Annotated in this window: 22 protein-coding genes; 14 read left to right on the top strand and 8 right to left on the bottom strand. The window is 59.0% G+C overall.

Annotated features, from left to right (window positions below; all coding sequences use genetic code 11):
* The first annotated feature begins 22 nt into the window (after positions 1–22).
* A complete protein-coding gene (gene asd, locus ACODNH_RS15895) occupies positions 23–1,060 on the top strand; it encodes an aspartate-semialdehyde dehydrogenase (RefSeq protein ID WP_434530550.1) in 1,038 nt (345 codons plus the stop codon).
* 91 nt (positions 1,061–1,151) lie between these two features.
* Positions 1,152–1,532, top strand: a complete 381-nt coding sequence (locus tag ACODNH_RS15890; RefSeq protein WP_434530549.1) for a hypothetical protein — start codon at positions 1,152–1,154, stop codon at positions 1,530–1,532.
* Here ACODNH_RS15890 and ACODNH_RS15885 read toward each other — a convergent pair whose 3' ends face one another.
* On the bottom strand, positions 1,533–2,486 hold the full coding sequence (locus tag ACODNH_RS15885) for a D-2-hydroxyacid dehydrogenase (protein ID WP_434530548.1): 954 nt from the start codon (positions 2,484–2,486) through the stop codon (positions 1,533–1,535).
* Positions 2,487–2,702: 216 nt separating this feature from the next.
* Here ACODNH_RS15885 and ACODNH_RS15880 point away from each other — a divergent pair, with 216 nt between their 5' ends.
* The 8 genes from ACODNH_RS15880 (at position 2,703) to ACODNH_RS15845 (ending at position 13,425) form a co-directional block, all read left to right on the top strand.
* Complete coding sequence (locus ACODNH_RS15880) at positions 2,703–3,224, top strand: response regulator transcription factor (protein WP_434530547.1); 522 nt, start codon at positions 2,703–2,705, stop codon at positions 3,222–3,224.
* 96 nt (positions 3,225–3,320) lie between these two features.
* Positions 3,321–4,679, top strand: coding sequence for an NAD(P)/FAD-dependent oxidoreductase (locus ACODNH_RS15875; RefSeq protein ID WP_434530546.1), 1,359 nt, complete (start codon positions 3,321–3,323; stop codon positions 4,677–4,679).
* Between the two features lie 816 nt (positions 4,680–5,495).
* Entirely contained in the window at positions 5,496–6,200 is a 705-nt protein-coding gene (locus tag ACODNH_RS15870; protein ID WP_306705830.1) for a universal stress protein, read from the top strand.
* A 204-nt stretch (positions 6,201–6,404) separates the two neighbouring features.
* On the top strand, positions 6,405–7,397 hold the full coding sequence (locus ACODNH_RS15865; RefSeq protein ID WP_306705828.1) for a hypothetical protein: 993 nt from the start codon (positions 6,405–6,407) through the stop codon (positions 7,395–7,397).
* 390 nt (positions 7,398–7,787) lie between these two features.
* Positions 7,788–8,204 carry a mechanosensitive ion channel domain-containing protein gene (locus ACODNH_RS15860; RefSeq protein ID WP_434530545.1) on the top strand — a complete coding sequence of 139 codons (417 nt, stop codon included), beginning with the start codon at positions 7,788–7,790 and terminating at the stop codon, positions 8,202–8,204.
* Between the two features lie 94 nt (positions 8,205–8,298).
* Positions 8,299–9,663: an APC family permease gene (locus tag ACODNH_RS15855; protein ID WP_434530544.1), complete on the top strand. Its 1,365-nt coding sequence runs from the start codon at positions 8,299–8,301 to the stop codon at positions 9,661–9,663.
* Positions 9,664–10,242: 579 nt separating this feature from the next.
* Entirely contained in the window at positions 10,243–11,319 is a 1,077-nt protein-coding gene (locus ACODNH_RS15850; protein ID WP_306705822.1) for a TAXI family TRAP transporter solute-binding subunit, read from the top strand.
* Between the two features lie 45 nt (positions 11,320–11,364).
* Positions 11,365–13,425: a TRAP transporter permease gene (locus ACODNH_RS15845; RefSeq protein WP_306705820.1), complete on the top strand. Its 2,061-nt coding sequence runs from the start codon at positions 11,365–11,367 to the stop codon at positions 13,423–13,425.
* Positions 13,426–13,493: 68 nt separating this feature from the next.
* Here the strand turns inward: ACODNH_RS15845 and ACODNH_RS15840 are convergent, their stop codons facing one another.
* From ACODNH_RS15840 to ACODNH_RS15830, 3 genes are all read right to left on the bottom strand, one after another.
* Positions 13,494–15,143 carry a PAS domain S-box protein gene (locus ACODNH_RS15840; RefSeq protein WP_306705818.1) on the bottom strand — a complete coding sequence of 550 codons (1,650 nt, stop codon included), beginning with the start codon at positions 15,141–15,143 and terminating at the stop codon, positions 13,494–13,496.
* Between the two features lie 263 nt (positions 15,144–15,406).
* Positions 15,407–16,267, bottom strand: a complete 861-nt coding sequence (locus ACODNH_RS15835) for a CPBP family intramembrane glutamic endopeptidase (protein ID WP_306705816.1) — start codon at positions 16,265–16,267, stop codon at positions 15,407–15,409.
* 72 nt (positions 16,268–16,339) lie between these two features.
* Complete coding sequence (locus ACODNH_RS15830; protein WP_306705814.1) at positions 16,340–16,888, bottom strand: DUF1684 domain-containing protein; 549 nt, start codon at positions 16,886–16,888, stop codon at positions 16,340–16,342.
* A 127-nt stretch (positions 16,889–17,015) separates the two neighbouring features.
* On the opposite strand from ACODNH_RS15830, the gene ACODNH_RS15825 reads away from it, so the two are divergent.
* Entirely contained in the window at positions 17,016–17,675 is a 660-nt protein-coding gene (locus tag ACODNH_RS15825) for a DnaJ domain-containing protein (protein WP_306705812.1), read from the top strand.
* Positions 17,676–17,749: 74 nt separating this feature from the next.
* Here the strand turns inward: ACODNH_RS15825 and ACODNH_RS15820 are convergent, their stop codons facing one another.
* Together ACODNH_RS15820 and ACODNH_RS15815 are read right to left on the bottom strand one after the other, a co-directional pair.
* Positions 17,750–18,604 carry a UbiA family prenyltransferase gene (locus ACODNH_RS15820; protein WP_306705810.1) on the bottom strand — a complete coding sequence of 285 codons (855 nt, stop codon included), beginning with the start codon at positions 18,602–18,604 and terminating at the stop codon, positions 17,750–17,752.
* Positions 18,605–18,656: 52 nt separating this feature from the next.
* Complete coding sequence (locus ACODNH_RS15815) at positions 18,657–19,028, bottom strand: hypothetical protein (protein ID WP_306705808.1); 372 nt, start codon at positions 19,026–19,028, stop codon at positions 18,657–18,659.
* A 107-nt stretch (positions 19,029–19,135) separates the two neighbouring features.
* Here ACODNH_RS15815 and ACODNH_RS15810 point away from each other — a divergent pair, with 107 nt between their 5' ends.
* A complete protein-coding gene (locus ACODNH_RS15810) occupies positions 19,136–19,531 on the top strand; it encodes an OsmC family protein (protein ID WP_306705806.1) in 396 nt (131 codons plus the stop codon).
* Between the two features lie 48 nt (positions 19,532–19,579).
* Here the strand turns inward: ACODNH_RS15810 and ACODNH_RS15805 are convergent, their stop codons facing one another.
* Positions 19,580–20,863 (bottom strand): FIST signal transduction protein, encoded by a 1,284-nt coding sequence (locus tag ACODNH_RS15805; RefSeq protein ID WP_306705804.1) that lies wholly within the window; start codon positions 20,861–20,863, stop codon positions 19,580–19,582.
* A 176-nt stretch (positions 20,864–21,039) separates the two neighbouring features.
* Between ACODNH_RS15805 and ACODNH_RS15800 the strand changes: the two genes are divergently transcribed.
* Positions 21,040–21,489, top strand: coding sequence for a DUF5799 family protein (locus ACODNH_RS15800; RefSeq protein ID WP_306705802.1), 450 nt, complete (start codon positions 21,040–21,042; stop codon positions 21,487–21,489).
* Here ACODNH_RS15800 and ACODNH_RS15795 read toward each other — a convergent pair.
* Positions 21,486–21,629 (bottom strand): DUF7557 family protein, encoded by a 144-nt coding sequence (locus ACODNH_RS15795; protein ID WP_306705801.1) that lies wholly within the window; start codon positions 21,627–21,629, stop codon positions 21,486–21,488. The genes ACODNH_RS15800 and ACODNH_RS15795 overlap by 4 nt on opposite strands.
* Before the next feature lie 119 nt (positions 21,630–21,748).
* On the opposite strand from ACODNH_RS15795, the gene ACODNH_RS15790 reads away from it, so the two are divergent.
* Positions 21,749–22,531, top strand: coding sequence for a class I fructose-bisphosphate aldolase (locus tag ACODNH_RS15790; RefSeq protein WP_306705800.1), 783 nt, complete (start codon positions 21,749–21,751; stop codon positions 22,529–22,531).

The following is a 22,531-nucleotide window of genomic DNA, read 5'->3' as shown; positions in this document are numbered from 1 at the left end:
ACCCGTAGCCGTGTGTCAACCGATGACTGTACGCGTAGGTGTGCTCGGTGCGACTGGCGCAGTCGGGCAGCGACTTATCCAACTGCTTGACCCCCACCCCGAGTTCGAAATCGCAGCACTGACCGCCAGCGACGCGAGCGTTGGCGAGACATACAAGGACGCCGCCAAGTGGCGCGTCGACTCCCCGATTCCCGAGGACGTAGCCGGGTCAGAGGTCCGCGCCACCGACCCGGATTCGGTGCCCGACGACGTCGATCTCATCTTCTCCTCGCTCCCGTCGAGCGTCGGCGCGGAGGTCGAACCGGAGTTCTGTGAGGCCGGCTACACAGTCTCTTCGAACTCCTCGAACGGCCGGATGGACGAGGACGTGCCCCTCATCATCCCTGAGGTCAATGCCGACCACGTCGACCTCCTCGAAGTCCAGCGCGACGAGCGTGGCTGGGACGGCGCACTCCTGAAGAACCCGAACTGCTCGACGATTACGATGGTGCCGCCGCTTGCCGGCCTCGACCGCGAGTTCGACCTGACCGACGTGCGTGTCTCGACCCTGCAGGCCGTCTCCGGCGCGGGCTACTCCGGCGTCACGTCGATGGAGATCATCGACAACGCAATCCCACACATTGGCGGCGAAGAGCAGAAGATGGAGAGCGAATCACGCAAGCTACTGGGCTCGTTCGACGGCGCGGAAGTCCAGCTCAACGAGATGGACGTGGCCGCCTCCTGTAACCGCATCCCGACGCTCGACGGCCACCTAGAGAACGTCTGGGCCGACACAGCCGAGGACATCTCCACGGCCGACGCTGAGGCCGCGATGGAATCCGTGACCGGTATCGACCTGCCGTCCTCGCCAGAGAAACTCGTCACGGTGTTCGAGGAGCCGGACCGACCACAGCCCCGCCTCGACCGCAACATCGAGGACGGCATGGGCGTCGCAGTCGGTGGGTTCCGCGAGACGACCGACGGCGTCCAGTTCAACTGCCTCGCGCACAACACGATGCGCGGTGCTGCCGGTGCGAGCGTGCTGAACGGCGAACTGCTGAACAAACGCGGCTATCTGTAACGGTCGGCCTCGCTGAGTGCGGTTTTTAGAAATTGACCGAGGTCAAGTCGCTAGGCAGACATTTTTCACGACCAGTATCGACTGCGTACACATGGTCTCCCGCGATACGAAGCTTCAGATTGGACTGGTGAGCGTGGTTATAATCGTTTCAGTGCTCCGCCCATTCGTATTTCCGCTCGGACGGCTCGGGTCCATCGCGTTTTTCGCAGGCACGAACTTTGTCATATTGGGTGGCGCACATCGGTACCTAGCTCTTGTGGATGATAGTGAGACGATTCCAGTTGCGGCCCGCTGGCGGTACATCGGAGTTGCAGCGATGGTAGCTGTGGCTTCCTTCCTGCGAGCAGTTGCCGGACGGACTAGCGTCGGGAGCATCACGCTCAATCAACTACTCGGCGGCGTGCTCGCTGTGACAGTTGTATCCTATCTGCTGTACGAAGCCCGCGCTGGCTATCTCGCCAGCCGACAGTGACTATAGGTCGATTTGGTTCCTGAGCCCGTCCCACTCACCGGTTCGCTCGGCCTGCCGAACGTTTTCCGCCACGATATCGGCCAGTCGCTCGTAGTAGCTCGGCGTGTGGCCGGCGTTGTGTGGCGTGATGAGGACGTTCTCGAAGTCCCACAGCGGATGATCGCCGGGCAGCGGTTCGGGGTCGGTCACGTCCAGTGCCGCGCCGTCGATATGGTTGCGCTGGAGCGCACTGACCAGCGCGTTGGTATCGACAACTGGACCACGGGCGACGTTGGTAAGTACCGCCTCGGGATGCATCGTCCGGAACACCTCCGCGTCGATAAGGTGACGTGTTGCGTCGGTGAGCGGGCAGGCGAGCCCGACGTACTTCGTGTCGGTGACCGCCTCGTGAATCTCGTCGAAGCCGTACACCTCGTCGGTCGGGCCGCCTTTTTCTGGTGAGTAGCGGACGCCAACGGTCTCCACGTCGAATCCCTGCACACGGTCGACGATGGCCTCGCCGATTTCGCCGAGACCGACAACGCAGACACGGCTACCGGCGAAATCGTTGGTGTGGAACGACTGCCAGACGTGGTCGCGCTGGTGGCGACGGGCGGTGAAGAAGCCCCGGGCGAAGGCGAGCCACGAGCCGACGACGTTCTCGGCGACGTTCGGGCCGTGGACACCGGAAGCTGTCGTGAGCGCGATATCGCGGTCCGCCAGTTCCGAGAGTGGGAGGTGGTCGTATCCAGCGTATGTCCCTGCAAACAGCTGCAGCGAGTCGGCAGTGTCGACCAGCTCCGGCGAGATGTCGTTCCCAGTCAGGACTGTCGCACCCGCAATCAAGTCCCGCTCGGCCTCTGGCGTCTCTGCGACGGCGATATCCCATTCCGGCAGTCGTTCCCGGAGCGCTGTTACATACTGGTCGACTGGCATTCCGTGAACGTCATAGCGCGTCACAACGATGTCAGCCATTGAACCCCTCCTGTGGCGTGCGGATCCATACCGTCTGCTCCACGCGGGCCCCTCAAAACGGTGCCGGCAGTCTGTTGACCGTCTGCCAGAGATAGTGTTGATATTGCTATAGTTGGAGAACGAGGGAACTACCAGCCTGAATTAGTAAAATTTGTAGTAATAGTGCGCCGATATCTTAGCATATTTGTAGGATGGCCAGCGTACAGCGTTCAAGGAATGGGGAAATCGACGAGCGTTGTGGTGATCGATGACGACGAAGACTTTAGACAGCTCTACAAGCTCTGGCTCCCGGAGGCATATGAGGTTATAGAGGCCGGAGACGGCCGTACGGGGTTACAACGGATCGACGACACAATCGATGCGGTACTGCTGGACCGCCAGATGCCGGAATTGAGCGGCGAAACGGTCGCCGAAAGGCTCCGGCAGCGGTCAGTTACCCCCGCAGTTGTCATGATCAGTAGCGTCAAGCCGGACGTGGATATTCTGGATATCCCCGTGGATTCGTATCTCAGAAAGCCCGCTGACCGGGATACCCTGTTGTCAGTACTTTCGACGGTCCGTACCCGATGTGAATACGAGGCGCAACGCCGAGAAATCCTGGGACTTGCCGACCGGCGGGCAACAGTTGCCGACGCTGTACGGGCCACAGCGCTCGCGGAAAGCGATTCGTACCAGCGGGCCGTCGAACGGCTGGAACAACACGACGTGTCACTCGCCGACGCAGTGTCCGAGCCGTAGCGCACGGTGTGTTCCAGTTTAGTCAGGTGAGAGCGTCAGACCCCAGTTTCGATGCAAGACAATAGGTTTTAGCGGGCGCGGGACACCGTAGCGGGTATGGAACACGTAGACGTCGCCATTGTGGGTGGTGGCCCGGCCGGGTCGTCGGCGGCCGAGGCTGCAGCTGACCACGGGGCCGACGCCGTCCTCCTCGAAAAGGGGGTCCCCAGAGCCGACCGCGAGGGGACGGGGCCGGACTCGACGGACGCCGCCGGACTACTCGATTACTGGTTCGACATCATGGGTATTCCGCGGTCGGAGTTCCCCGAGGACGTGGTACTGAGCGAACTCGACGGGGCGAAATTCTACGGCCCCTCGACGGAGATGACGCTCACGGAGACTGGTATCAGCTCCAGTGCTGACGGCTTCGGCATCACCTTCCACCGAGCGCGGTTCGACGACTGGCTCCGCGAACGGGCGACGGACGCAGGCGCGGACTACCGTATCGGCGTCAGCGTCACCGGCGTCGAGACAGACCTCCGGAGTTCGCCGCGCCACACCGTCCGACTGGCCAACGGCGAGGACATCGCCGCCGAGTACGTGATCCTTGCCGACGGCCCACAGCGGACTATCACCGGCGGCACGCTCGACCAGTTCCTTCCAGCCGGACAGACGATGGCCGACATCATGCCGTCGAACAAGGTCAACCACATCGCCTATCAGGAGCACCGCCGGATGCCCGAGGAGCTGTTCACGCCGGAGTTCATCGAGTTCTGGTGGGGTATCATGCCCGGTCACACGGCGTACCCGTGGATTTTCCCGAACGACGCGCCGGTCGCCCGTATCGGTCTGACGATGCCTATCGGGCTGGACATCGACGCCTACGACCGCAGCGAGTGGGACCTGCTCAGAGCGGGCGACGACAGTATTCCACAGGGCCGGCAGTACATCGAGCGACTGCTCGAACGGGAGTTCCAAGCGTACGACCTCGACGACTTCCCGCTCGTCGAAGACCGTGGGAAATCGAAGGGGACGGAGACGTATCCCATCTCCTCAACTCGGCCGATAGAGTCCCCGGTGGGTGCCGGCATCGCCGTGGCCGGTGGAGCAATGGGGACCACCTCGGCGTTCCACGAGGGCGGCGACCATGTCGCCGTTCGCACCGGGAAAATCGCCGGTCGCCTCGCCGCAAACGACCGCCTCGAACGGTACAACGACGCCTGGCACGACGCTATCGGCGACGAAATCCTCCGGAACGTCACCTTCGCGGACATGGTTCGGGACTGGCGACCCGGCGACTGGGATCGGGCCTTTACCACCGCCAACGACCTGATGGACGCCCGCGGTATCAAGGCCGATGCGGCGCTCCGTGGCGGCTTTAACGGTATTAAGATGGTGCTGGCTTACAAATGGGGGAAGTTCTCCTCCCGCAACGGTAAGTACGTCCAGTTGCGTGAGGACGACTACGCCGTCTGAACGTCACCCTTAGGTGTGCGACCGGCTAACTACGGGTGCGTGCCTTTAATCCCCGGCTGAGACCCGTCACCGGGACAATGACGACCCGGAGAACCCGGGCACGCGACATGACCGCGGTTCACACCGCATCTGGTCGTCATTCGACGATCTGCCAGACGGTTGCACCGTCTGGGCGTTCGGTGATTACGCCGTAATCACCCGCGCTCGCGGCTGACGCCGCTCGCGCATCTGGTCGTTATTCAACGACCCGCCCGGCACGAGGGTTTGCCGGCTGACGTGGCACACCGCCGAGGATGATGCCGGACGTTAGTGTTCCGGGCGTACATTTTGAGTACGCTAATGATAATATTGATAAATAATATTGATTGCCTCAGCTACGGTATTCGGTTGGGAGCAGTTCTTCGGTAGTAACCGCTCTTCCTGACGAATTTTTGGAAGCAATCTATCCTGACCAGCCTGGAATGGAGTCTGCCGGGAGTGTTGGCATCAGTCAGCTTTAGATGACTGTGCCGGGTACAGAGCGCATATCCACCATACCGAAAACGTGGAATCACAGAGATAGAAGGAAATTACAGGTGTATGATAGAATAAATGCTATCAGTAGGTATCGCCCTATCTTGTTACAACGGGCGAAGAGTTATTCCGAGTTACAACCGGCGACCCGACAGACCAGCAAAGTATTATGATGGTCGGAAGTATGACACGTATCTCATATGAGTGGCGCCCTGAGTAGAAGGATTGACTCAGCAGTCAGTATCGCTGGTGCCGAGACATTTTCAGGGTAAGTATTAGTTTGCTGTAACTTGTATAAGCAATATGGAGCATCCAAGCGTCCTCGTATTCGTCGAGTTCCCCGATCCTGAGTTCCCCGAACCAGGGTTCCTTGACCGTCTTGCATACCCGGATGCAGAGCTTGTTGGGTTTTACCATCTTGATGAAAACGAGTCTGTCCAAGAAGTAAAGAACGAATACGAGGAAGACTTCACCACGGAGTTGCGAGAGCAGGCCGAACAATTCGAGCAACGGGGGATACGGACGGAGTACAAACTTGTTTTCAACCATGATCGGGTCGAAGCACGGCAAAAAATCGCCAATAGGGTTGATGCGGTTCTCACTCCGGGTGGAGCAAATACACTTGGCAAAGTATTGATGGCCGCCCGTCACACACACAATGCGGAAGAGAAAGTGGCCAATCTTCTCAATATCATTGACGGTGATGACCTGCTTTCAATTGACCTCATACACATAGCGGATCCGGATGACCCAGAAGGAGAAGTTGAGGGTGAAAGAATCTTAAACGAGATGAGTTCACACCTTACAAGTGAAGGCATTCCGGCCCTTCATATCAATCGAGAGGTGCGAACAGGAAGAGATGTGGCATTTGAGCTGAATCAAGCCGCGGGCAACTATGACCTCGTTGTACTGGGTGAAACCGAGCAGGATGTTGGTGACGAAGTCTTTGGCCCAGTAGGCGATTATATTGTTGACAAACAGGACGTTCCCGTATTGACTATTCGGTGACGACAACCAGCTAAACGCCTTTTCCCGCTATTTAATGACAGTCTCACGCCGGTTCAACCATCTACTGCTCGGATCGATCAATAGCTCTATTAATCCTCTCTCAATCGTGTGAGTCGCGATCTGAACAGATTGACAGAGTGTCTGGCTGGGCCAACCCGGATTCGGTATTTTCAATTCCCTAGACACAAAAATAGGAGAATATTGATGCATAGTGCCCCTCGAAAGCGACATCAAGAACTCGATGTCGACGTCCCCACACTTCTGGGTGACGACCACGAAGCGTTCGAGACGTTTCTCTCGGGTGAGGGAACCGGGCCGGTTGCCATCGTGGGCGAGCCCTTCTCCGGGCGCGGGTCAGTTATAGACCATGCTGTGCAGGAACTGGATGCAAGCCGTATCAGCCTTGGCCCGGGTGATGGAGTCGATCAGATACGGTCAAGGGTCAATGGGACGCCAGTCGTGATAGAGAACTGCCAGCATCTTTACGAGCGTCGTATCGGGGGCTTCGAGGAATTGTCTGCGTTTCTCGACGATATGGCGAGCATCGATGTGAGAGTGGTGACCGGCTGGAACCGGTATGCGTGGGCGTATCTCACAGCAGTACAGGACCTTGATCGAGAGTTTCCTGTCGTCGCTGAGATCCAGTCCGCTTCCACAGAACGGATCGCGGAACTCGTGCTAAGCCGCTACGACGAGATGCCGGCGTTCGTCGCAGACGACCCCGAGCGGGGCGGTTTAGTCGTCACGACACATCGTGATTTCGGCTGGCGGGACTGGTCGGTATCGGTGCCGGTCCCTGTGCTGGATCCAGTTGCAATCAAGGACCTATTCTCGGATGGAAACCTCGATCCCAAGGACGTAACTTTCGGTCGGCTCGCTGCGGTCTCGAACGGGAACCTTGGTGTCGCTACAGCGATTTGGGAGACCCGCGATGAGTCAGAGGTGCGCCCGAGCGACATCGCGGTCTCCGCATCCGAGCGGGACTTGGACCGCGAGGAGGCGTTCTGTCTGCGGATCGTACTCTCGAAAGAGCGGGTCAACCGGGAACCGCTCACGGGAATTGTTGATGGACTTGACCGGGTCCTTGGGACCCTCTCGCGCGACGGCCTCATCTCGCTTGAGGACGATATCGTGGAACTGAAGCCAGCAGCGATGCCGGCCGCCGTCGCGATGACTGAACGGGAGCGGATACTGTGACCCCGCTTCAGGTGCTGGTAGACCTCGGGATAGACCGAGAGACGCTCGTAGGAATTGTGGGAGTACTTGTGGCCGCGTACGTGGCCAGCCGGGTGGTTGGGTATGCGCTCATCGCGGTCGCCGAGCGTCGGCCTCGCCGACGGATCAGTATCAAGATGTTAGTTCCGATTGTGCGGTTTCTGATCTACGGAACCGCGGCCTTTCTTATTCTGGGACCGTTGCTTAGACTGTCCGCCACACAGTTGCTCGCAGTGTCGGGACTGCTTGGGGCGGCCCTGGGGTTCGGCCTGAAGGACCTCTTCGCGGGGATGATCGGCGGGCTAGTGCTCGATTACCGAGCGTCCGTACCAGGTCGGCGACAAGGTTACCATCGACGGCGACTACGGCGAAGTGACCGATATCGGGCTCCGGGCGACGACACTGATAACGCCTGACGACAGCGCCATCAGAGTCCCAAACGCCACGCTATTCACCGCAAACGTCTCAAACGCCAACGACGGACAGCCAGAGATGATGGTCGTCGTCGAGCTGGCGGTCACCACCGGAGCCGATCTCGATCGGGCGAGTGCTATCGTCGAGGAGGCAATGGTGACCTCGAAGTACGTTTTCGTCGACGACGACCACCCGTTCGCGGTCTTGGTTGAGGATGAATCCTACTATCGGACAATCCGCGGCAAGGCGTATGTAGCCGACCTGCGCGACGAGTTCGCATTCGCCTCAGATGTGACTGAGCGCTCGATGGCCGCTTTCGCCAGGGAAGGTATCACGATACCAAAGGCACCCGTTCACATCTCCAAGCACCGCTGACCCTGCTGTCGCCTCTTGGCACCACGAATCAGTTCACAAACTTTTCACCCGTGCGCTTGGTATAATCTAACAGTACGTCTTAATTATCACAGCTATGGGACTACTGCCCTCTCTCCTGACTCGCAGTCGTTCTGGGAAACTCGGACTCATCGAAGTCGTTGCGATGGGTGTTGGCGGAATGGTTTCGGGCGGGATCTACGCTGTCCTCGGCGTCGCAATGCAGCAAGCCGGTAATGCAGTCCCACTGTCGTATCTCATTGCGGGCATCATCACCCTCCTCACTGCCTATTCCTATCTCAAACTCACGCTGCACTTCGGCGAGCACGGCGGCGTCTTTTCATTCGTCGAGCACATTGTTGACAATCCAACTATCGCCGCGTACGTCGGGTGGATTCTCATCGTCGGATACGTGGGTGTGATGGCGATGTACGCGTTCGCCTTCGGTGCGTACACGCTCACTGCCGCGCGAGCCATCGCGGGGAACGAACTCCCGCAACTCCTGCGTCCGGTAATCTCAATCATAATTGTCGCTGCGTTCGTCGGCCTTAATATCCGGGGCGTCCAAGAAACCGGGCTCTTCGAAGATATCGCAGTGTACATCAAAATCGCCATCTTGCTGTCGCTCGCAACTCTCGGAGTGGTTTTTTATGATGGGAGTGTGGTGGCAATTGACTTCTTCAGCAAAGGCGTCGTCAGCCCCATCGCCGGATTCGCCATCATCTTTGTCTCCTACGAGGGTTTCCAACTCTTGGTATATGACTACGAGGAGATCGAAAACGTGGAACAGGTATTGCCAATCGGGATGTACGTTGCCATCGCTATTGCGATGCTGATCTACGTCTCGGTGTCATTCATGGCGACGCTCAATCTCACGCCAGCGGAGCTTCTCGCTCATCAGGAGGTCGCGCTCGCCGAGGCCGTCTCCAACATCCCAGTACTCGGGGGTGCTGGATTCATTCTCGTCATCCTTTCGGCAATCAAAAGCACCTCGTCAGGCATCAACGCAACATTGTTCGGTACATCTCGGCTTGTCCACAAGATTGCGACAGAAGGTGCACTCCCACGCGTTTTTTCGTTCCGGAACCGAGACGGAATCCCCGTCTACTCGCTGCTGATTATCGGTAGTCTGACGGCAGCACTCGCAGCTCTTGGGACACTCAAGCAGATCACTGAATTTGGATCAGTGGCGTTTCTGATCTCTTTTGCGGTCACGAATTATACGAACATCGTACTCGCTGATGAGACGGGTTCGAACCGTTTCATCCCCGTACTCGGACTGGTCGGCACAGGGGTCGCACTTCCGGTTGTGCTCTATCACTTATATCGAACGGACGTGGCGATCCTACTCTGGATCGGAGGGATCTTCGCGGTAGTCTTCCTCGTAGAGTACTTCTATATCGAGCGGAGTTCGTTTACGCCCGAGATAGACAGTGGGGAAGCAGAATGGTCGAAGCGGTGACATCCCAAAATGACCTCGCTGGGACTCGTCCATCGGGTCGCTAGTGCCGCCAGTGACGAACACTACAATGCTTGCGACATTCTCGATACAGAGTAACTACGATGTGTCCCGTACTTCTTCTGTAGACAATACCGTTCGCTTTTAGCGACGGTACTAGTAGATTTTCACCCGGTAGTGTCCTGAGCGTATATTTCCAGAGTCCCATTGACTCCAATTAAAATAATACTGACACTATCCACATTAGCTCCAGTATGTCCCTGAGGCAGGTTCTTCCGTAACTGCACCCTGTTAGCCGGAACTTCGTGATAATTGATGGCGGCGCTTCCAAGACTGGGGCTGTCGAATAGGCCCATATCTGTCATTTCTACAGTCTCAATAATCTCGTTGCGGACGCACTATTTCTCAAGGTTTACTCGTTTGCGCAGGATTGCGGTGTATTTTCCCACAGCCAATCCCAGCATGACAATAATATTTGCAGTAACATTTATATATTGACTGGTTGACAGCATATTTGTAGATTAGATAATGTTAAGCAACGATCAATATAGTCTGACCTCCAAGCGGCGTAGCTTCTTGAAAATGGTCGGTACAGCTGGCCTGGCCGGTCTCGCTGGCTGTGGTGGAGACAGCGGTGGCGACGGCGGCGACGGTGGTGGCGGCGAGAGCGGTGGTAGTGATGGAAGTGGCGGCAGTACAAGTTGGACAATTGGAACGTCGGGACCGGAGACAGCGACTCACGCGTCAGGGGTAGCGATGGCACAGCTGATCTCCGAAAAGTCAAGCGACATCAGCATGAGCGCCCAGACCACCGGCGGGACTGCGGCAAACCCTCGGTTGATCGCGCAGGGAGACATCGATGTCGCCCAGAGTACTGACTGGGCGGTCGCACGCTCAAACAGCGGGGGAGACCCCTACGGAAAACCAGTCGGGAAAACGATGACCCAGGTGTTACCGTTCATGACTCTAGAGTATTACCTCGTCAGGCGGACTGACGACGCGCTGGCAGGCATTGAAACAGTGTCGGACATTCCACAGGACGGGTCGGTTTCGATGGCGTTCGGCCAGCGCGGCGGGACGAACTTCTTTGCGGGACTTGACGGATTCCGACTGTCCGGGATCGACAATGTCGAGGACAAGTACGACCTCCAGTCAATGAGCTGGGGAGATCAGGGGGCCCAGTTCGCGGACGGCCGCCTCGATATGATGATAGTCTATGGGGTCAGTCGCGAGGTGCTGACCGGATGGGCGCAGGAGGCCGGTGCACAGGCCGACGTCGCGGTCGTCAACTGGGAGTTCGACGAGTCAGACCTGGCAAACTCCGACCTGCCCTACACATATATTGAGACACCGGCCAGCCTCTGGGATGGGCAAGATATTCGAATGGACTCCATTCCGGCAGTCGGTGTCGGCTACGAGACGATCTTCCCGGCCGACGTATCTGAGGAACTGGGCTATGAGTTCGTACAGACGGTCATGGAGGACATCGACGCGGTCCGTGAGGCGAGTTCAGTGCTCTCGCGGGCTGGCCCGGACTTCGCACAGGAATTTTTGCTCCCCTCGTCGAATGCACCCGTCCATCCCGGAGCGGAGAAGTACTACAAGGAACAGGGTCTGTGGAAGGACAGACTAACCACACTTGAGGAATATGAGGGGTAACACGAGCTGCCCGTATCTTCTCCGGCCACCCCATCAGTACCAGCCATGACGGAAGAAAACACACCCGGGAGCTGGGTCGATCCGTCCCGGGTACGCATGGTCAAGTACGGGTTCCTGATCGCTCTGGGAATCGCCTCGACAGCCTATCACCTCTGGTTCACCCAGCTGTTCCCGTTCGAACAGGACCAGCACAAAATTGCCCACCTCGGCTTCATGCTCGTGGGGGCGGCCGTCCTCGCATTTGAACCCGAACCCAAGACACGCCGGGAGCGGTTCGGCAACTACGCGACGCTACTTGAGGCCGCCCTCTCTGCTGTCGTCGCTGTCTACCTCTTTACCGCCTTCAACCGCATCGTCTATGAGCAACTCGGAATATACACCGACCTCGACTTATTCATGGGGCTGTTGCTCATCCTGCTGTTGTTGGATGTCTGCCGGCGGGTTTACGGTCCAATGCTGTCGCTGGTCGGCGTCGTTGGCCTTGCGTATGCACTGTATGGGCCGTACTTCCCTGGTATTTTGAACCACAACGGGGTTCAGGCCGAACGGCTCGTACAGGGCCTAACGGTTGAGTTCGGTAGTGGCGTTTTCGGCGTCATTGTCGAGGTTTCAGGGACGTTCATCATTATTTTCATGATCCTTGCGGGGCTGCTGGAAGCGTACGGCGCGCTGGAGTATTTTGTGCAGGTCGGAACGCTGATCGGCAAGCGAGTCCGCTCCGGGCTAGCACAGATGACAACCGTCGCAAGCATGGGCATGGGGTCGGTCAACGGCAGCGCGGCCGCCAATGCGGCGACGACGGGCGCGTTTACCATCCCGTTGCTCAAGCGTCACGGGCTCGACAGAGATACCGCAGCGGCCTACGAAGCGGTGGCTTCCAGCGGCGGCCAGATTATGCCACCAATCATGGGTGCAGCGGCATTCATAATGGCCGAAATCACTGGAACGAGCTACCTGAAGATTATTGTCGTCGGGTTTCTGCCTGCACTCCTCTTCTACGGAACGGTCGCAATTGGTGTCCACCTGACGACGATCAAGGAAGGGCTCACGAGCGAGATTAGCGAGGACGAACTGACTGACGTCGAGACGGTCGACAAGGAGCGGAAAAACGCACTAGATGGGATCTTCGGTCGGACGACAACCGCTGTTTCGTTCGGGCAGATATCGGTTCGCAACCTGATCGTTGAAGGACTCGCGCTGTGGGTCCCGCTGGTCGTTCTCCTGTACGCACTGGTCATCCTTCTGTACGACCCGTTGTACGCAGGCTTCCTTTCAATCATGTCGGCGTTCCCAGCCGCGTTCATTCAGGGAATCTTTTTCCGCGATGGGTACGGGAGCCGCGACTTTTTCGTGGACACTATGGACGGCCTGGGCCGCGGAATGGAAAACGCAGCCCCGATTGCGGTATCGCTTGGCGTGATGAACATCTTTGTCGGTGTGTTGAACCTCACCGGATTCACACAGGTGTTCGCCTCCAGCCTCGTTGAACTCTCGGGCGGCGTACTCGCGCTATTGCTCATGTTCGCGATGGTCGCCGCGCTTCTCTTTGGTCTCGGGATGCCGACCGTCGCAGCCTACATCACGGCCGTGCTGCTGATCGCACCAGCACTGACTGAGGCTGGTATCGACCTACTCGCGGCGCATTTCTTCGTGTTCTACTTCGCGATTCTCTCGGCGCTGACGCCACCGGTTGCCATCGCCTGCCTCGTCACGGCCAGGGTCGCAGGCGGGAATTTCTGGCGAACCGCCGGAAAGTCGCTCGTGCTCGGGGCGCCGCTGTTTGTTCTCCCGTACGTCTTCGTCGTCAACGATAGTCTGTTGTTCTGGTCGGTGCCGGCGACACCGATTACGTTCGTCGTCGTGGGCACCGGTCTCGTCGCCACCGTGACAGCTATTGTCAACTATTTTTCAGGCCAACTCAGGCTGCCGAATCGCGCCGGGCTACTGGTGGCTGCGGGAGCAGCGATGTTCGCTCCACTGGCGCCGATGACCGTTGCCGTGCAGACCCTCGCAACACTCACCATCGTCGCATTGCTGTACATAGCGGTGAAATACGACTCCGGGTCCGAAACCGGACAGCCCGAACAGGTCTCAGTCGATGACTGAGCGGCCCGCAGTAAATCAGGTCGCGCGTCAGCACGATCCATCGCCCGACGAGGAGACGTTTCAGATTTTCACATCTTCAGGGGCCACTCGATCTGTCCGTCGCGTCGACTCAATTCGTATTTGAGCCAGCGGGTGAGCAGTTCGACGAAGGCCTGTTCGTCCTGTCTGAACTGGCCCGACCGTGGGTCACGAGCAACGAAACAGACCGTCCCGAACAGTTCACCGTCGACTTCGATCTTCGCACCGAGGTAACAGCCGATACCGTACTGCTGGTATGCGGGATCGTCGTCTAGACCCTGTTGCTCGGCGCTGTAGATCGAGAGCGGACCGTCGGATTCGATGGTTCGTCGGCAGTAGGTCTCAGAGAGCGATGTTATGTCGCCGGGGGCGGTAAGAGACGGGTCGCCGCTAATAGCGATTATTTCATGTGTTCCCGTTTCGGGGTCGATTGCGACGAGATGGCCCTGGTCGACATCAAGATACTCAACACCGAGTTCCAGTACGTCGACTAACCGCTGTTCGAACCGGCGATTCGAGTCGTTCGTGACCGCATAGAGTTTCTTCCGGTAGCGTTCGGCCCTCGCCTGCTGTCGCTCCCGTTCGATCTGTTCCGTGATATCTTTGATCACTTTCGCAAAGCCGCGGGCGTCGCCGTTCTCCTGGAGCGCCGTGACAGTCACATCGGCCCAGAACGTGCTCCCGTCCTTCCGAACCCGGAGCCCGCGGTCGGTGGCCTTACCGCACTCACCGGCTTCTTGCAGCAGTTGCTCGGGGATGCCATCGGCTATCTGTTTCTCGGTGTGAAACGCCGAGAAATGCTCGTCGAGGATATCAGACTCCTCGTACTGCGTGAGCTGTTTCGCACCCGCGTTCCACGACTGGATGAGACCGTCGGGGTCAAGCAGGAATATCGCGTAATTCTCAACCGCATCGACGAGCAGCCGGAACCGCTCGCGCTCGTGGCGCAGTTGTTTGTCGAGTTCTTCGCGATCAGTCCGGTCACGGACCACGCAGACGGCGCCGTTATCTTTGATACTCGCGACGGTGTGTTCGCCGATGAACTGTGTTCCGTCGGCGCGTTCGAGCAGTGTCTCACCCGTCCACGTTCCGGCCTCGCTGACGGCTGGAAGGATTTCACCATCGACCGTTTTGAGGCTCTCTTCCGAGTGGATTTTCTGCCAGTGTTCGCCCAGAAGCTCCTCGCGCTCGTAGCCGAACGTGGCCGCATAGGCGTCGTTCAAATAGGTGAATCGTCCCTCGTGATCCAGCGTACTGATGCCATCCCAGGCCGCGTTCATTGCGCGGTGGCCACGCGTGACTTGCAGTTCGTCTCTGCGGGCCTCGACGGCGTTTTGCACCCTATTCGCTAGCACCGTGTACTGGGACGTTCCCGGTTCCTTCTGGATATAGTCCGTGACACCTACAGAGATTGCTTCGGCCGCGATTTCTTCGCTGCCTTTCCCAGTGTAGAGGATGAACGGAAGTTTCGGTGCGTCCTCGCGAATCCGTTCAAGGAACTCAAGCCCATTCATTCCGGGCATATCGTAGTCGCTGATAATACAGTCATACGTGTCCTGCGGGCGGTCCGTGATGATATCGTCGGCCCGGACCGCGGTGTCGACGGTGCATGAATCCATGGTCCGTTCAAGATATGCCGCAGTTAGATCGGCAAAGTCCGGTTCGTCATCGACATGTAAGACGCGCACTGAACCAACCATCTGTTTAGATATTGTGCAAAAACGGTAATAAGACGTTTGTCATTTCAAACTAACAGCATCAAGGTGTCGCCTGCTACTGGGTAAAAATACGGGTGATGGATAGAATTCTATTCCGGGGGTAAAGAGCATACCAGGGTCGAAAATCGCCTGTTACTGGTCCCAATAGAATATAACTATCACCTTCCCCTGTGTGTACAGGCCGGGAAACCAATCACATGATTTACAAACGTCAGACAGTGTGGGCCTGCTATGGAAGGGACCGTTCAGAAGCCGCTACTACTGAGGACGCCCGCGGCGGACGAGAGTTCACCACTGAATTTGACGGTGACGTACAGGCCAGTAAACAGCGTGGCGTTGTACGCGCCGTGGATAAGTGACGGGACGACGATGTTGTCCGTGTACTCGTAGGTCGTGCCGAGGATAAGCGACGGAATGAGTAGGGCACTCACCGCGACCAACTTCCCCGTGACTGACCCGCCGCTGAGGGCGGGGTAATGAATGCTGGCGAAGATGACACTCGCAATAGTGACGCCCGAAACCGGGCCGAAATAGTCCCGGATGCGGCCCTGAACGACACCGCGGAACAGCAGTTCCTCGCCCGGGCCAATGAGGAGGAACGAGGCGGGAATCAACAGGAGGAGGACATCGGGGTTCTCCATTCCGGTCTCTGCTGCCTGATTGGTTGCCGGTTCTATCCCGAACATCGAGACGAGCGCCGTGATGATGACAGCCACCACTACGAGCCCACCCATTGCGCTGGCGTAGCCCAGCACGACGATACCGACCTCACGGAGACTCGGCACAGAAATGCCGATACTGAATGCGCCGGTGTCTGGCGCATACGAGAACACCTCGCGGAGTTTCGCTCTGATCACCGGCCTGAGTTTGATGTACGTGTACGCGATGGCCGGGCAGCCGATTCCCTGAACCGTTATCAGCCCAAGAACCAGCGTCTGTACTTCGGTAATCTGTACTCCTGCGCCGAGTGACAGCGAAAAAGCGATGGTGAGGAGCAGGACCGAGCCGAACCCGAGTCCTATCACGCCCAGCGAAAGGGCCGAGAAAAGCGTAAACCCGTACTGGAAGGCCTGCAAAATCGGACGGTCGCGGGTCGCCGTTGCCATACATTGCCTTGGTCGTGGTGATGTGTAAACAATTCGTTTGGTGTTGGTGTCATGACTGCCGGCAAAGACGCCTCAGTCTATCCGTTCCCCGGCCGTCACCGCGGTTTCGAGCCAGTTTGACTCCGGCGGGAGTGGACACGAGAAGGTGTCGCTGTAGGCACAGAACGGCGAGTACGCGAGGTTGAAATCCAGCGTAATCTTGTCGCCGTCACTCAGATCGCGGTCGGGTTCCAGCTCCATGTATCGGCCGCCGTCGTAGCTCTGTTGCCCGGTCGTCTTGTCTCGGAACGGAACAAAGAGCGTCCGTGACTCATCGGCAGCCTGCCGGAACGCATGGAGTTCGCGGGACTCGTCGTCGAGGTCGAACGAGAGCGTTGCGACGTGGAGATAGCGCACTGTTCGGTCGTCGCTCGTCTCCAGATCGACCGACTCCGGTGTCTCGTGAACAGTAACAGTCGCTTCGACCCGATAGTCGGAGTCAGGCTCGAAGTAGCTGAGTCCGTCGAAATCGTCGCGTTCTTCCGGGGGAATCGGTGATTGGCGGTGTTCCGCGAAGAAGCGGTCTTTCTCGTCCCGGTTGGCCTGCAACTGTGTCTCCCAGTCCTCGGTGTCTTCGTCCATACGGAGACGGTGGTGGCCACGCAGTTTCAGTCCGGCGACTCGGCGACAGACGCGCGATATCGTAGCGTGAGGGAGTGAATACCTTATTATACGCCTAGTCCAACTGGATAAATACACAGGGGTGTGTATGGAAGCGACGTTCTACGGTATTCTGGGGGTGGACCCAGATGCCACCGAAGAGACGATAGTCCGCGCCTACCGGGAGCAGACAAAAGCGCATCACCCGGACGTGAGTGACGACCCTGCCGCCGGAGAACGGTTCAAGCGCCTCACGCAGGCGAAGAACGTGCTCACGGACGAGGCCGAGCGAGCGCGATACGACCGACTCGGTCACGACGCATACGTCAACAGGCACGTCGACAGCGGCGCGGACGGAGGCACAGCCACGGGCGGTGTCAGTGACATCGCACAGCAGTACGTCGACCAGCGGGCCAACGCAGAGACGACGGGCGAGGCAACGGCGAACGCGACACAGCGGCCCACCCAGACCCGCGGGGGAAGCACGGGCTACGGGACTGCCGCGGAGTACTACAAGCCCGGCAAGCGGGTTCGGCCGACACAGTCGTCGGGAGTCGAGACACTGCTCGATTCACTGCGACGTGTTGGCCCGTGGCTGTTCGTCCATCTGGCACTGCTGGTCTGTACTATCGTTGCCGCCGTACTGCTCGCAGTCGGTGGCCTCACTGGGGACCTTTCACCGGTCGTTGCAGGTGTCATGGCTGTCTCGATGGTGACGATTTCGCTGGTCGTCTCTGCGACTCACGTCCTCACACACGTGTCGGGCTGACTGACGAGGGCGGTTTCGAGCGATAGCAGTTTCGAACAGCCAGCGAACACATGACTGCCAGAACGGCTACAGCCTCACGCTAGCGGCCGGAACCAGACAGCGGTCACGAGGACGGCCAACAGGAGATACGACCCCCGAATCAGCAGCATCGTCGCGGTTTCGGGGTCGCCTCGCTGGGCGATGGCCGCGACCGCCCCGAAAACGAGCGCGGCCGCCGCAGCACTCGGTGGGATGCCAGGCAATGCCACGGACAGCCCCACGATTCCGAGCAGACCCGCTCCGAACAGGCCGAGCGCGAGTTGCCGGGCGCGTTGGTGACCCAATACGACGGCGACAGTCCGTTTCTGTATCGACCGGTCGTAGTCGTAGTCCTGCTCGTCGTCGATGATTTTGATGCCGGTCAGCAACAGGAGGAACACGGCCGCGAGACCGACGGCACGTGGCGTCAGCGTCGTCACCTGCGCGTAGTAGCCGCCCAGTAGCGCCAGCGCGATACCCGACGGATATCCCATCGTCGCGCCGACGGGGTTCATATCCAGTTGCGGCGCGTGGGTGTAGCCGATAATCCACGTCGGAAGCGTCAGCAGTGCCGCGCCGGGACCGACCAGCAGCCAGATGGCTGCCGTACAGAGCGCGAAGCCGACGCCAGCACCGACCAGAGCCATGCGACAGCCCGAGCCAGTGAGGGGATGGTCGTCGTCCTCGCCACGGACGTGGAAATCAACGTAGCCGTCCTTGACATGGGCCGTGTAGACGGCGAAAAACATCGCGCCCGCGTGGAGCGCTGCCACCGGTGGCCAGAAGCCCCCGGAAAGCAACCCACCGAACAGCGATGTCGCGAGCGGCGGCAGCATGAACACCGGGTGCACCTGCGAGGCCAGGGCACTCACCGTCGCGAACGGACCGGTATCGTGTCGGGCGACTGCCATACGAACTCAAGGCACGGCTGTGGGAAAAATCCCCAGCCGCGTTGTTTCGGTACTACCGCCAGTTCGACCGGTCCAGCACGAACCCCGATATGTGCGAGGCTAGTTCTCTGGCAGCCTGTTCGGTATCTGCATGGAGTTCGCCGGACACTGGGCCAGCCTCGCCGCCGACGCCCTCCGTCTCCGAGATCGGGTCCGTCGTCGTCGGATACGGTCGGCGGGACCGGACACGGTCCCGGAGCGCCTGAACGGTGGCGTCAGAGAGTTCGTAGGACAGATGCTGGAGGTCGTACCGGACGATGAACCCCCGCGTCGCGTCCCGGACAGCGAGAACTGGGTGTCCCCGGTCCCGACAGCGCTCCCAGATCTCGCGCTGTTGTTCCCGCGTGGCGTACACCGGCACGTTCGACGGTGCGAGGTGTTCCATTGTCCCTCTGTACGGACTGGAAGTGTATTATCCTTCGGCAGTGCCCTGCAAGCAGAAATACCGCGCAGGAAACGTTTAGGAGGGAGGGACGTGTCCACAGGATTGCTATGGCAGATATCGAAGTCGAGAGTACATGCGAGGAAGGGTACACAGTAGAAAGTGTCATCAACGGCGAATGGGAGCTTATCGTCGACGCGCTGAGCGAGAACGGCCCGTCGCCGAACGAGATCCTGGCCGCCGACTACGCCTCCTGTTACATCCCGGCACTGCGCGTCGCCGCCGACAAGTACGGCCACGAGGATATCGGCAGCGTCGATGTCGAGGTCGCCGCAGGTCTCGATGAGGACGACGACCTAGAGTACATCGATTTCCACGTCGAGGTCGAGGAATCGCTTGCGGACGAAGAGCAGGACATCGTCGAACTCGCCGAAGACATCTGCCACGTCCACTCGGCGTTGCAGGACGAGCTACACGCGGATATCACTATCGAATCCGGCGTTTGAGGGACAGGAATAGGCGGCCATTTTTCGCTGGTCGTAGTCCCGTAGTCGTCACTCCGGGAACAGCAGGATCACTGAGGACGTGTTGTGATAGCCAGTGTAATCTTCATCGGCCGAGCAAACTTCACCGTAAGTTTCGAAGCCAGCGAAGGGCGCGTCAATAGCGCTGTGGATCGTGTCGACGGCGTCATCGAAGTCGTCACCGAGAATCATTGCACGGCAGGCGCAGTCGTAGACGAACCCGCCCGCGACGCTTCCGCCGCGGAGTTCATTGACAGCGTTGTTGGCGGCGTTCCGGACCGCATACACCTGGTCGGATTTATTGCTATGTGTCACCACCACTTCCGTTCCTTCGGAGACGGCGACGGCGAAATCCAGCGGTCCTTCGGTGTCGGTCGTGTGGCCCGGCCACCGGATGTTGTATCCCGTCGTCGAGATGAGTTTGCTCTCGATGAAGGTCTTGATTCGGGAGGCGAGTCCGTCCGTGTCAGATTCCGGTTCCGACTCGATACCAAGCTCGTAACGGCCGAGCAACATGACGAGGTCTTCCGACCCCGCCTCCAGTTCGTCGACGTCGATATCGTATGTCTCCATCGCGTCCTCTCGAATCGCGTCCCGCCAAGCCTCGAAGGCCGGTCTGCCGTCGAGTTCGTACACGGTGCTTCCCTCCGCTCGGGTTACCGTCATCGCCTCGGAGATCGGCTCGTGGCCGTGGTTGACTGTCACCGGAAGCGGATCCTCTGAGGCAATGAGCACGAGGACGACGGCATCCGTCTCGATGCGGTCGTTCCGGAAGACGTGGGTCTGCTGTAACTGGAGGTCGTCACCTGCAGACCCGCCGACCACCGGCGTCTCCTCGTCGTCGAGGTACTGCTCCGTGAGTCGCGTAACCTTGTTTCCGATTCCAGCCATGCCGTCGTGGAGGTTGATGATCGTCCGATGCGGGTACCCGTCGACAGCAGGGTCCCCGCTCGCAGGGAGGTCGTGAACCGCTTCGAACAGACAGCGCTCAGGATCAGCGCTGAGCTCAGTCGAAAGGCTGGAGAAGAACTGCATCGAGTCCGACGACACAACGCCGACTGTAACAGTTCCGTTCCCCGAACCGGTTTCAGTGAACTCTCCGGAAGACGAACAGCCCACAATTTCGGTATCTGAACCGACAACACTTCGAGCACCCCACAGCACCGCCTCGTAATCGTATGTCGGGGAGCAGAAAATCTGACAGAAGTCCGGTTCGCTTGCCGAGATATCGGCCATGGCTTCCCGTATGGCGTCCATAGCTGCTGCATCTCCCGAGTCCCCCGTCGCCTGCCCTGTCCCAAACTCAGTACTCATTGAGATACAAGTATATCGTGAGCTAACTTAACATATTGGAACCGTTTTGGAGACAATAAAACGTAGCGGTCGCGGCAGCCGGTGGCGTGACAGTCAGCCCAGAAATGGTACGTTTTACTGTAGAACACCACACGGAGCGGGAAACGCTCATACCGCCGGCCCGCAAACACCAGTTTATGAGCGATTCAAACTGGACCGACCGCATCGCCGGTGAACGGATGGCGGTCGACCAGCGGTTCAACGAACAGGTCAAAGCGTCGTCGTTCTCGAGTCAGCAGTGGGGGCTGGTGATGACTGCTGTCGAGTTCGAGATCGAGAACCCGGGTGACCCAGATGCCGCTCGAATCGTCGCCAATACGTCGAAGCTCTCTAGCGTCATGCCCGAGATGGAACGGGTCGCCAACCAGGGACCAATGGGCGGCCCCGGTGGTGACCGGTCCGGGGGCTCAGGCGGCGGCCTCCTCTCAGGTGTCAAGGACGCGCTTGGACTTGGTGGGTCCGATGGCGGGAACAAACAACAGGAGGAAGAGGCAGCACGCCTCGCACAGGCGTACGCTGAGCAACTACAGGAGAAGTTGGAGTCGAACGGGCGCTGGAAGTCTGTCTGTGAACAGGCCCAGGGTTAGTCGCCGCTGTGGAACAGTGTTAGCTCCTCAGCCTCGTAGATGTTGATGAGTTCCGTCACGATTTCATCGTACGACTCGTCCTCGACGCGGAGGTCGTCAAGGCGCTCGACTGTCTCGGCGTCCAGCTCCACGGATGGCATAGCCGAACCTTTCACTGGAACACACTTAATTCCCGTCCTCGATCAAAAACGAACGCGAACAGTAGTAACAAATCAGAACCGAAAACTGTTAATGGTCGTTCTCGGTAGAAATACGACACATGCGACCACTTGGTGACTCACCGCTCGTACGGAACGATAAGACGCTGGTGCTAGCACACGACCACGGGTTGGAACACGGTCCCAAGCAGTTCAGCGGCGTCGAGGAACGCCTCGACCCGCGTGAGGTGTTCGAGATGGCGACCCACGACGCCGTGACGGCGCTGGCTGTCGGGAAAGGCCTCGCCGAAACGTACTACCCGAGCTACGAGGACGACGTGAACCTGCTGGCGAAGCTCAACGGCGGCTCAGACCTCTGGATGGGCGATCCGTACTCGCCCCAGAACTGGTCGGTCGACTACGCCGCCGAACTCGGTGCTGACGCCATCGGCTACACCGTCTACCCAGGCGTCAACCGCGAAACCGATATGTTCGAGGACTTCCGCCCGGTGCAGGAGAACGCCCGCGACCACGACCTGCCAGTTGCGATGTGGTCGTACCCGCGCGGACAGGCCATCAAGGAGCACCGGAGCCCCTCGACCATCGCCTACGCAGCCCGAATCGGGCTCGAACTCGGCGCTGACTTCACGAAGGTCAAGTACCCGCGCGACAAGGAAGCGATGGCCCACGCCGTCCGCTCCGCGGCCGATAACCGCGTCCTGCTCTCCGGTGGATCGAAGACCTCGGACCGCGACTTCCTCGAACTCGTCGAAGACTGCATGGACGTGGGCGTCGCCGGCCTCGCGGTCGGCCGCAACGTCTGGCAGCGCGATGATCCCTACGACATTCTGGACAAGCTCGAAGGCGTCATCTTCGAGGACGCGACAACCGACGACGTCCTGTAG

It is taken from the genome of Haloarcula sp. NS06 (assembly GCF_051122755.1).
GTDB lineage: Archaea > Halobacteriota > Halobacteria > Halobacteriales > Haloarculaceae > Haloarcula.
The sequence above is the reverse complement of the archived record's forward strand: the minus strand, read 5'-3'. Positions and strand labels throughout refer to the sequence as shown.